This is a genomic window from Cupriavidus phytohabitans (assembly GCF_000426345.1).
GTDB lineage: Bacteria > Pseudomonadota > Gammaproteobacteria > Burkholderiales > Burkholderiaceae > Cupriavidus.
In genome coordinates this window covers 24,440-35,525 of sequence record NZ_AUFE01000056.1, presented here as the reverse complement: position 1 = coordinate 35,525, position 11,086 = coordinate 24,440, and the positions used below count along the sequence as shown (strand labels likewise).

Here is an 11,086-nt window from a genome sequence, read left to right as displayed (position 1 = left end):
ACTTGCATGTGTAAGGCATGCCGCCAGCGTTCAATCTGAGCCAGGATCAAACTCTTCAGTTCAATCTCTGTGTGACCCTTCGGTTTCCCTACAGGTCTCGCTCTTTCGAGCGGTCGCTCACTCTCAGAAAACTGACTGACCAGATCCGAAGACCCAGTCACGTTTTGCTGTGCGAGCACTGTATAACTTGTGAAGCAACACTGTCCGAAGACAGCGGCGTCCGCTACCCAGCGCCCACACTTATCGGTTGTTTGTTTGTTAAAGAACTTTCGCGATTCGCTTTGCTTGTCGCGTCGCTGTTTTGTCAGCAGCGAAGAAACGAGATCTTAAAGAATTTTCTACGATTTAGCAACTACTTTCGAGAAATTTCTTTTTATCGACCGGCGCTGCCAGCCGAAGTAAATCTCAACAACCCATTTCCTCCTGCCCGGCTTGCAGTGCTGCTTGCGCTGCAGGAGGGGCCGAATATTAGGGCCTCCAAAACAAAGTAGCAAGTCTTTTTCAAAAATTCCCGGAAGCGCCTCTTTTGCCACTTGCGGGGTCCATGTGCATTACCCGCCGGGCCGGAGCCCTTCGAAGCCCGCCTTTTCGTGACTACGATGTCCATAAGGCAACCTACCGGTGCTTGCCGTGAAACCGTCACCCGCCCTCCTTCTGCTCGCCGCCATCCTGGCCGTGGCGCCGCCATGGCACGGCGCCGACGCCCGGGACACGAGCACCGCCGAGCGCGCCGACATGGTGAAGGAGATTGCAACCATCGCGGCCGAAACCGGCACAACCAGTGGCAAGCACACGCTCGACCCTCGCGTCATGGCGGTGATGAGCCAGGTGCCTCGGCACGAGTTCGTCCCCGATGCGCAGAAGCCGTATGCCTATCACAACCGCCCGCTGCCCATCGGCCATGGCCAGACCATCTCGCAGCCCTATATCGTCGGCCTGATGACTGACCTGCTGATGGCAAAGCCTGGCGATACCGTGCTGGAGATCGGCACCGGCTCGGGGTACCAGGCAGCTGTGCTGGCCGGACTGGTCAAGGCGGTCTACACCATCGAGATCATCGAGCCGCTGGGACGGCAGGCCTGCGACCGGTTGAAGCGGCTGGCGTATCAGCAGGTGGCATGCAAGGTCGGCGATGGCTACTACGGCTGGGAAGAACACGCGCCGTATGACGCCATCGTCGTCACCGCTGCGGCCAGCCATGTGCCGCCCCCATTGATCCGCCAGCTCAAGCCGGGCGGCCGCATGGTGATCCCGGTGGGCGCGCAGTTCATGACGCAATACCTGCTGCTGGTCGAGAAGGCCGCCGACGGCGCCGTGTCTACCCGGCAGATCCTGCCGGTCAGGTTCGTGCCGCTGGTAAGCAAGCCATAGCGCGGCGCCGGCACCATGCCACGACCGCCGCTGCTTGCCCTGGCGCTGTTGTCCGCCGCCGCGCTGGGCTATGAAATCCTGCTGATGCGGCTTCTGTCCATCATCCTGTGGCACCACTTCGCCTACATGATGATCAGCGTCGCCCTGCTGGGCTATGGCGCGGCCGGCGCGCTGGTCGCGCTCGCGCGGCAGGCGCTGCTGCGCCATTTCATGCCGGCATTCGTTGCGGGCGCCCTGCTCTTCGGCGCCGCTGCGATGGCCTGTTTCGCGATTGCCCAGCAGGTCGCGTTCAATCCGCTGGAAATCCTGTGGGAACCATCGCAGCCGCTGCGCCTGCTGATGCTCTACCTGCTGCTGTTCGTGCCGTTCTTCTGCGCGGCGACCAGTGTTTGCCTGGTGTTTTCGGGCTTCAATGCGCAGGTGCACCGCGTCTATAGCTTCGACATCCTGGGTGCCGGGCTGGGTTGCCTCGGGATCATCGTGGCGCTGTTTGCGTTGAGCCCGGTCGGGGCGTTGCGGCTGGTCAGCGCGACGGGCATCGCGGCGGCCGCGCTGGCGTGCGTGGAATGCCGCTGGCATCGCCCATGGCTGCCGGCGCTGCTGCTGGTGGCGGCGACGGTGCCGGCTGCCGTACCCGGAGCATGGATCGCGCTGCGGCCGTCCGAGTACAAGGAGCTGAGCCAGGTACTGCGCATCGGCGATGCACGGGTGGTGGCGCAGCGCTCCAGTCCGCTCGGGCTGGTCACGGTGGTGGAAAGCCCGTCAATCCCGCTGCGTCACGCCCCCGGACTGAGCCTGAATGCCACCACCGAGCCGCCGCAGCAACTGGCCGTGTTGACAGATGGCGACGGGCTCAGCGCGCTCAACCGCTATGACGGCCGGCGCGAGCCGCTGGCGTACCTTGGCGACCTCACTTCTGCCCTGCCATTCCACCTGCTGCGGGACCCCAGGGTGCTGGTGCTGGGCAGTGGCGCCGGCGCGGACGTACTGCAGGCGATCTGGCATCACGCCAGCGCCGTCGATGCGGTAGAGCTGAATCCGCAGGTGATCGAACTGGTGCAGGGCCGCTTTGCCGCGTTCTCCGGCAAGCCGTACAGCGCACCGGGCGTGCGCGTCTTTACCGGCGAGGCGCGCGGCTTCCTGGCGGCCAGCCGGGACCGCTACGACCTGATCCAGGTAGCCCTGCTCGATTCATTCAGCACATCGTCAGCGGGCCTGTATGCGCTGTCCGAGAGCTATCTCTATACCGTGGAAGCCTTCCAGGGCTACCTGCGCCATTTGCGCCCGGGCGGCATGCTGGCGATCACGCGCTGGGTCACGCTGCCGCCGCGCGATATCCCCAAGCTGTTCGCTACCGCCGTGGCCGCCATGGAAAAGATGGACGTGCCGGCGCCCGCGCTGCGGCTGGTGCTGATCCGCGGATGGAAGACGGCGACACTGCTGGTGAAGAACGGCGAGTTCGATGCGGCGGAGCTTGCCGCGCTGCAGGCCTTCTGCCGCGCCCGTTCGTTCGACGTTGAGTACTATCCCGGCATCCAGGCAGGCCAGGCCAATCGCTACAACGTACTCGACAAGCCTTACTTCTTCGAGACTGCGCAGGCCTTGCTCGGCCCCGAACGTGCGCGCTTCCTGTCGGAATACAAGTTCGATGTGCGGCCCGCCACCGACGACAAGCCCTATTTCTTCCATTTTTTCAAATGGCGCACGCTGCCTGAACTTCTGGCGCTGAAATCCCAGGGCGGCCTGCCGCTGCTGGAATGGGGCTATCCGGTGCTGGTCGCCACGCTGCTGCAGGCTACCGCCGCGGCGTTGCTGCTGATCGTGGTCCCGCTCCGCGTCCTGCGCCGGCGCACCCGCATGCTTGCGGCTGCGGGCGCGGCAACCGACGGCGGCCCGCGCGCATGGCGTGTCGGTTTCTATTTCCTGGCGGTCGGCGTGGGCTTCATGTTCGTCGAGATCGCCTTCATCCAGAAATTCATCCTGTTCCTGAGCCATCCGCTGTACGCGGTCGCGGTGGTGCTGTGTGCCTTCCTTTGCTTTGCCGGCCTCGGCAGCCGGTACTCGCAACGCCTGCGCTCGCGCGCCGGGCGCCAGGCGACGCTGGCGGTCGCCGGCATCTGGGCGGTATCGCTGATCTATCTCGCGGCGCTGCCGGCCGTCTTCAGGCTGCTGATCGCGTTGCCCGATCCGGCCCGGATTGCCGTCGCGGTGCTGTTGATCGCGCCGCTGGCGTTCCTGATGGGCATGCCCTTCCCACTTGGCCTGGACCGGGTCGCGGCTCGCGACGAAGCGCTGGTGCCCTGGGCCTGGGGCATCAACGCCTGCGCCTCGGTAGTGGCGGCGGTTCTTGCCACGCTGGTCGCGATCCATGCCGGCTTCACCCTGGTGATACTGGTGGCGCTGCTGCTGTACGCGGCTGCGGCACTCGCCGGCCCATAACGGCGCTCGCCCGCGCCTCACGGCTCCTGCATCGTCACCCCATAGCCGGCAAAGATGCGCGCCAGTTCGCCCTTGCGCCGCAGCGCATCCAGCGCATTCTCCAGCGATTGCGCCAGTTCCTTGTCGCCGGCCTTGATCGCCATGCCGACGGCCCAGCCGCGCGGCGGCAGCAGCGGCGAGCTGATGTCCGCCGTGGCAAAGCGCGCCGCGGACTGGCCGGCGGCCTTCAGCGCGCTCTCATATTGCGCGCGGGTCACCATCGCCGCGGCGATCTCGCCGGCGAAGAGCGCGCGCAGCGCCTGGCCGGCCTCGGGGTAGATCTTCACCTTGTCGCGCAACGCACCGCCCGCGCCGGACAGCAGCGCGTTGGCGCCGGCGGAGCCGGCGGCCGCGCCGGCAGGATGGCCCGCCAGGTCGTCCAGGCCGCGCACATCCGGCACGCGCTCGCGGTCGCGCACCAGCACGAAGGTCTCGCGGTAGTAAGGCGCGAAGATCAGCGCCTTGTCGTTGGCGCGCATGAAGGCGCGGTCGACCGGCACGTGCAGCATCACGTCCGCCGGGCCGTAGCCGAGGTAGTGGCCGCGCCAGACCATCGAGCGCAGGTCGTCGGACATGTTCTCGTCGGCATCGAAAGGCAGCAGCGACACCGACACACCCAGCTCACCGGCCAGGGCCTTGGCCAGCGCCACATCAATGCCGTCGTACTGGCTGCCCGTCACCGCCGAAAATGGCGGCAGGCCCTTGTAGACCGCGACCTTGAGCGAGCCGCTCTGGCGAATCCTGGTCAGGTCGGCCAACGCGGGCTGCGTGCAGAGCAGCCCGCCGGCCGCCAGCAAGGCGACGCACAGCCGGCGCCGGGTAGATGCCGGTGCAGCCGGTATGGCGGGGGTCTGGCAAAGCCTCTGGCCACGGACTGGGCTGGCAGGCATGAGGTCTCTCCTGGTGTGAACGACGACGGCTATTGGGACAGCGAGTGGAACAGCATGTGGAACGCCATGGCCTGCGCGACCATGCCCGGCGCTCACTCGCGCCGGGATTCCAGGTAGGTCTTGATCGCCCACACCGCTTCCTGGCTCAGCACGCCGTCGAACGGCGGCATGTAGACGCGTCCGTCGCGGGTGCGGCCCTTGCGCACGGTGGTGGTGTAGAACTGCGAGATCTCGGCCATGCAGGCCTGCTTCTTCCTGGCATCGGCCAGCGACACGCAGTCGCCGTCAAGCTTGCGCAGGTCGGGGGCAATGCCGCCGGACACCGCTTCCAGGCCGTGGCAGCGCGCGCAGTTCTGGTTGTAGGCCGAGCTGCCGATGCGCTGCGCTTCCTGCTGCGCGCCGCCGGCGCGGTAGGGATTGTCCGGACGCCATTCGTCGCCAAGCTGTGGCAGGCCCTTGGTGTCGACGGCTTGTGGCGTGACGTCGCCGTGGGCCAGCGCGGAGGCCGGGGCGGCAAGGACCGCGCAAAGCGATAACAAGGCAAGCAAATGGCGCTGCGTGTTCATGGATGTCTCCTACGGTGAACGGGTTTTGTGTTTGACGCCATTTCCGCAAGAGCCATACCAGCGTCCTGCCGCGGGCCCGACGGGGCGCGCAACCGCCTCGCGGCGGCGCTGGCCGGGGCTGCACCGGCCAGAACGGCACCAGCCAGCGCCGCGCCGGTGTCCCGGAATGCCACACTCTGGCAAGCGTCTTGCTTCATGACGCAACACTGTCGGACACGCGCCCGCTGGAGGCGCCGGCAGCGACCCGCGCAAAGATCGCGGGCGACCTTCCACAGGAGACACTGAAATGACCATCCAAGCTGCCCCGGCGGGCGAGCCTGCGCAACCCGAGCGCGCCGAACTGATTGCCCAGGCCCACCAGCGCTCCGCTTCCTACGGCCTGCGCCCCTATGAGTCGCCGGACTTCTGCCCCGTACTGCAGAGCGAGCTGAAGACCCGCATCGAACGCAGCCAGTCACTGTTCACCTATGCGCTGCCGGTGATGGAAACGCTCTACGACCAGATCGTGAACACGCAGAGCATGGTGATCCTGACCGACGCCGACGGCCTGATCCTGCACTCGCTGGGCGACGACGATTTCCTGGCCCGCGCCGACAAGGTGGCGCTGCGCGCCGGCGCGGACTGGTCGGAGTCGTCCCGCGGCACCAACGCGATCGGCACCGCGCTGGCCGAGAACCGCGCCACGCTGGTCCACGGCGCCGACCACTTCCTGGAAGCCAACCAGTTCCTGACCTGTTCCTGCATGACCATCCTCGACCCCTACGGCAAGACCGTCGGCGCGCTCGATGTGACCGGCGACCAGCGCGGCTTTCACAAGCACACCATGGCGCTGGTGCGGATGTCGGCGCAGATGATCGAAAATCAGTTGTTCGGCAACGCCTTCCGCGACATGGTCTGCATCCGCTTCCATTCGCGTGCGGAGTTCCTGGGCACGCTGGTGGAGGGTATCGTATCGTTCACGCCGGGCGGGCGTTTCCTGTCGGCGAACCGCAGCGGGCAGTTCCAGCTGGGCCTGTCCAACGGCGCGCTGCAGGCGCATACGTTCTCTTCGCTGTTCGGCTTGTCGATGTCGCAGCTGTTCGACGCGGTGCGCGCGGCACCGGCGGCCTTGGTGCAGCTGCAGTTGCCAAGCGGCGTCAAGGTCAGCGCGCGCGTGGAATCGAAGACCAGCCGGAGCGCGATGCCCGGCGTCGACGCAGCGCGCCAGGACGCGCGCGAGGCCATCGTGGCGCCACAGCGCCCGCGCGCCGACCCGTCCGCGCCCGCGGGGCTGGATGATCTCGACACCGGCGACACCCAGATCCGGGCCGTCATCGGCAAGCTGCGCAAGGTGATCGGCAAGGACATCCCGGTGATGGTGCTGGGCGAAACCGGCACCGGCAAGGAACTGATGGCGCGCGCCATCCACGCCGACAGCCCGCGCCGCGCGGGTCCGTTCATCGCCGTGAACTGCGCGTCGATCCCCGAGAACCTGATCGAGTCGGAGCTGTTCGGCTATGAGGAAGGCGCCTTCACCGGCGCCCGCAAGAAGGGCGGCATCGGCAAGATGCTGCTGGCCAACGGCGGCACGCTGTTCCTGGACGAGATCGGCGACATGCCGCTGCACCTGCAGGGGCGGCTGCTGCGCGCGCTGCAGGAGCGCGCGGTGCAACCGCTGGGCAGCAGCAAGGTGATCCATATCGATGTTTCGCTGGTGTGCGCCACCAACCGCAATCTGCGCGAGATGGTCGCCGGCGGGCAGTTCCGCGAGGACCTGTACTACCGCCTCAACGGCCTGGTGGTGCGCCTGCCCGCGCTGCGCGAGCGCAGCGACCTGGACGTGGTGGCGGGCAAGCTGCTGCGCCAGGAGCAGGCCGCGGGCGCGCCGCCCCGCATCAAGGGCTCGGTGATGGGGATGTTCCGGGAATACCACTGGCCGGGCAATATCCGCCAGCTCGGCAACCTGCTGCGCACCGCACGGCTGATGGCGGAAGGCGAAGCCGAGATCACCGAGGACCACTTGCCCGACGATTTCCTGGATGACCTGCGCGAACGGCAGGCGCGGGCGGCCGCGCCGTCAGCCCCTGCCCTGGCTAGCGTGCCACCGGGCGTGCAGCCGACGCGGCTGGCCGAGGTCGAGGTCCAGGCCATCGTCGCCACCGTCAGGGCGCACCACGGCAATATCTCGGCGGCGGCCAAGGCGCTGGGCATTTCGCGCAATACGGTCTACCGCAAGATGGAAGAGGCACGCGGGCTGCCGTACCAGCCCGGCTGAAACCCGCCCAGGGGCTGCCGGCGGGAGCGCAGCCGCGGCGGTGTCCCGTTTCTGGACAAGTGTCCCACTTTGAAACAGTCGTGACACAGTAAGCAGGCGCGCACGGGCACCGGGCACGCGCTCGCCCGACGGCCCGAAGCGTCGCCGTTGCAGGCGGTGGCCATGGACATGTCGGGCATGGATGTTGCCTTGACAAGGATGCGGCGGCCCGCCTGCCGCGCCACGACGATATTCACTAACCATCCCATACGAGGAGAGAGAGACATGACCTGGACCACGCCTGCCTACACCGAGCTGCGGCTGGGCTTTGAGATCACGATGTATATCGCCAACCGCTGATCGCGCCGGGACAGGCGCAACGCCCGCATTGCCGGGCCATGCGCCTGCTCCGTGACGCCATGCCCCACGACAAAGCGCTCGCGCCATGACAACCATCCGGGTACTGGGGTCGGCCGCCGGCGGCGGCTTCCCGCAGTGGAACTGCAACTGCCACAACTGCGACGGCGTGCGCCGCGGCACCGTGCGGGCCACGCCGCGCACGCAGTCGTCGATCGCGCTCTCCGGCGACGGGCCGGATGCTGTCCTGGTCAACGCCTCGCCCGACATCCTGCAGCAGCTGCGCCAGGCGCCCGCGCTGCAGCCGGCGCGCGCGCCGCGCGACAGCGCCATCGCGGCGGTGCTGCTGATGGACGCGCAGATCGACCACGTCACCGGCCTGCTGATGCTGCGCGAGCACCGCCAGCCCTTGCCGCTCTACGCGACCGCGGCGGTGCTCGACGACCTGGGCACGGCCTTTCCGCTGACCCGCATGCTGTCGCACTACTGCGGATTGCAGACGCACACCCTGCCGTGTGACGGCACGCCGTTCACCGTGCCGCCGCTGGAGCACATCCGGCTCACGGCCGTGCCGCTGCAAAGCAAGGCCCCGCCCTACTCCCCCAGCCGCAACGCCCCACGCGTCGGCGACAACATCGGCCTGCGCATCGAGGACTGCCGCAGCGGGCGCCGCGCTTTCTATGCGCCCGGCCTCGGCAGCGTCGACGACCGCGTCTTCGCGGAACTGCGCAACGCCGACGTGGTGCTGGTCGACGGCACCTTCTGGCGCGAGGACGAGATGCAGGCTCTGGGCTTCTCCGCCAAGGCCGCTGCCGACATGGGCCACCTGCCGCTGTCAGGCCGCGGCGGCATGATCGAGATCCTCGACCGGCTGCCGGCCGCCCGCAAGATCCTTATCCACATCAACAATACCAACCCCGTACTGCTGGAAGACTCGCCCGAACGCGCCGAACTGGCGCGGCATGGCATCGAGCTGGCCTGCGACGGCATGGAAATCGCGCTATGACACACCCCATTGCATGGAGCCCGGCAGAGTTCGAGGCCCGCCTGCGCGCCAAGGAAAGCGGCTACCACATCCACCATCCGTTCAACCGGCGCATGGCCGCGGGGCAGTGTTCGCCCGCGCAGATCCGCGCGTGGGTGGCGAACCGCTTTTACTACCAGACGAATATCCCGCTGAAGGATGCAGCGATCCTGTCCAACTGCCCCGACCGCGACACGCGCCGGCAGTGGGTCGTGCGCATCCTTGACCATGACGGCACCGACATCGTGCCCGGCGGAATCGAAGCCTGGCTGCGGCTGGGCCAGGCCGTGGGGCTGGAGCGCGAGACGCTGCTCGACCATCGGCACGTGCTGCCGGGCGTGCGCTTCGCCGTCGACGCCTATGTCAACTTCGGGCGCCGCGCGCCGTGGCAGGAAGCGGTGTGCTCGTCGCTGACCGAGATGTTCGCGCCGGAGATCCACAAGGAACGCCTGGCCGGCTGGCCCACCCACTACCCATGGATCGAGGCCGCCGGGCTGGACTACTTCCGTTCGCGCATCCCGCTGGCGCAGCGCGACGTCGACCATGGCCTGCGCGTCACGCTGGATTACTTCCGCACCCCGGAACAGCAGCAGCGCGCGCTCGACATCCTGCAGTTCAAGCTCGACGTTCTCTGGTCGATGCTCGACGCCATCCAGCACGACCAGCCATGACAGCCGACCCGACAGATCTTGCCCGCCCGCTGCTGCACCGGACCTTCCGCCTGCAATGGGAAGAGGCCCAGCGGAGCTGGGTGCTGCTCTACCCGGAAGGCATGGTCACGCTCAACGACAGCGCCGCCGCGATCCTGCAGCGCTGCGACGGCGGCCATACGCTCGACATGCTGATCGACGACCTGCAGGCCGCATTCGGCGTGCAGGGCATCGCTCCGGAGGTACATGCCTTTGTCAAACATGCGACCGAACGCGGCTGGCTGGTCTGACGCCCTCGCTGCCCCCCCGCCCGGCCAGCCCGGCCCGCCGCTGTGGCTGCTGGCCGAGCTGACCTACCGCTGTCCGCTGCACTGCGCCTTTTGCTCGAACCCGGTGGACTATGCCCGCCACACGGCCGAGCTCGACACCGCGCAGTGGTGCGACGTATTCAGCCAGGCACGCGCGCTGGGCGCCGTGCAGCTCGGCCTGTCCGGCGGCGAGCCGCTGCTGCGCAAGGACCTGGAACAATTGGTGCGGCATGCGCATGGCCTCGGCTTCTATACCAACCTCGTCACCTCCGGCGTGGGGCTGACCGACGCCAGGCTCGCGGCATTGCGCGACGCGGGGCTGGACCATATCCAGCTGTCCTTCCAGGACTCCACGCGCGAGCTCAATGACTTCCTGTCCAGCACCCGCACTTTCGACCTGAAGCAGCGCGTGGCCCGGATGATCAAGGCGCACGGCTACCCGATGGTGATGAACTGCGTGCTGCACCGGCATAACCTGCCGCATGTCGGCACCATCATCGAGATGGCGCTGCAGATGGGGGCGGAGTACCTGGAGCTGGCCAATACCCAGTACTACGGCTGGGCGTGGGAGAACCGGCTTGCGCTGCTGCCCACGCGCGAGCAGTTGCTGGAGGCCGAGGCCGTGGTCAGGGAGTACCGGGCGCGCATCGGCAAGCGGTGCCAGATCCTGTTCGTGGTGCCCGACTACTTCGAGGCCCGGCCCAAGAAGTGCATGAATGGCTGGGGCACGACCTTCCTTGGCGTGGCGCCCGACGGGGCTGCCCTGCCGTGCCACGCGGCGCGCATGCTGCCGGGGCTGGCGCTGCCGAATGTGACAACGCAAGGGTTGCGCGAGATCTGGCGCGACAGCGAGGCATTCCGCCGCTTTCGCGGCACGGCATGGATGCAGGAACCGTGTCGGTCCTGCGACCACCGGGAGCAGGACTACGGCGGCTGCCACTGCCAAGCCTTCCTGCTGACCGGCGACCCCGCCGCAACGGACCCGGTCTGCGAGCGCTCCGCCGACCACGGCACGGTCAGCGAGATCGTGCTGCAGGGCCGGCTTGCAGCCCTGCAGGCGCGCGAAGAAGTCCAGCCGATGGTGTTTCGCAGCGATGGCAACTCGCTGCGCCTGAGCGCTGGGCGCAAGTAAGAAAGCCCGGCCTGGCTCACGCCAGCCGGGCTCCCGGGCGCCGCTGTTCTCGCGTTTCTTGCGCGTTCCTGCCGCGT

At 67.5% G+C, this 11,086-nt stretch carries 10 protein-coding genes; 8 read left to right on the top strand and 2 right to left on the bottom strand.

Translation table 11 applies throughout. The annotated features are described in order from the left end of the window. Positions 1-630 precede the first annotated feature (630 nt). Positions 631-1,371, top strand: coding sequence for a protein-L-isoaspartate(D-aspartate) O-methyltransferase (locus K309_RS0127270; RefSeq protein WP_029049326.1), 741 nt, complete (start codon positions 631-633; stop codon positions 1,369-1,371). 15 nt (positions 1,372-1,386) lie between these two features. Next, entirely contained in the window at positions 1,387-3,810 is a 2,424-nt protein-coding gene (locus tag K309_RS0127265; protein WP_029049325.1) for a spermine/spermidine synthase domain-containing protein, read from the top strand. 17 nt (positions 3,811-3,827) lie between these two features. Here the strand turns inward: K309_RS0127265 and K309_RS0127260 are convergent, their stop codons facing one another. Next, positions 3,828-4,739 carry a substrate-binding periplasmic protein gene (locus K309_RS0127260; RefSeq protein WP_029049324.1) on the bottom strand — a complete coding sequence of 304 codons (912 nt, stop codon included), beginning with the start codon at positions 4,737-4,739 and terminating at the stop codon, positions 3,828-3,830. A 92-nt stretch (positions 4,740-4,831) separates the two neighbouring features. Further along, positions 4,832-5,305: a cytochrome c-550 PedF gene (gene pedF, locus K309_RS0127255; protein ID WP_029049323.1), complete on the bottom strand. Its 474-nt coding sequence runs from the start codon at positions 5,303-5,305 to the stop codon at positions 4,832-4,834. Positions 5,306-5,591: 286 nt separating this feature from the next. Here pedF and K309_RS0127250 point away from each other — a divergent pair, with 286 nt between their 5' ends. The 6 genes from K309_RS0127250 to pqqE all read left to right on the top strand — a co-directional run bounded on the left by K309_RS0127250 (position 5,592) and on the right by pqqE (position 11,009). Further along, positions 5,592-7,559: a sigma-54-dependent Fis family transcriptional regulator gene (locus tag K309_RS0127250; RefSeq protein ID WP_029049322.1), complete on the top strand. Its 1,968-nt coding sequence runs from the start codon at positions 5,592-5,594 to the stop codon at positions 7,557-7,559. Between the two features lie 264 nt (positions 7,560-7,823). Further along, on the top strand, positions 7,824-7,898 hold the full coding sequence (gene pqqA / locus K309_RS43900) for a pyrroloquinoline quinone precursor peptide PqqA (RefSeq protein ID WP_012355514.1): 75 nt from the start codon (positions 7,824-7,826) through the stop codon (positions 7,896-7,898). A gap of 85 nt (positions 7,899-7,983) precedes the next feature. Then, entirely contained in the window at positions 7,984-8,901 is a 918-nt protein-coding gene (gene pqqB / locus K309_RS0127240) for a pyrroloquinoline quinone biosynthesis protein PqqB (protein WP_029049321.1), read from the top strand. Next, positions 8,898-9,590: a pyrroloquinoline-quinone synthase PqqC gene (gene pqqC, locus K309_RS0127235; protein WP_029049320.1), complete on the top strand. Its 693-nt coding sequence runs from the start codon at positions 8,898-8,900 to the stop codon at positions 9,588-9,590. Before pqqB ends, pqqC begins: the two co-directional genes overlap by 4 nt. Then, complete coding sequence (pqqD, locus tag K309_RS0127230; protein WP_029049319.1) at positions 9,587-9,859, top strand: pyrroloquinoline quinone biosynthesis peptide chaperone PqqD; 273 nt, start codon at positions 9,587-9,589, stop codon at positions 9,857-9,859. Before pqqC ends, pqqD begins: the two co-directional genes overlap by 4 nt. Continuing rightward, positions 9,831-11,009 carry a pyrroloquinoline quinone biosynthesis protein PqqE gene (gene pqqE, locus K309_RS0127225; RefSeq protein ID WP_029049318.1) on the top strand — a complete coding sequence of 393 codons (1,179 nt, stop codon included), beginning with the start codon at positions 9,831-9,833 and terminating at the stop codon, positions 11,007-11,009. The genes pqqD and pqqE overlap by 29 nt, the downstream gene beginning before the upstream one ends. Positions 11,010-11,086 lie beyond the last annotated feature (77 nt).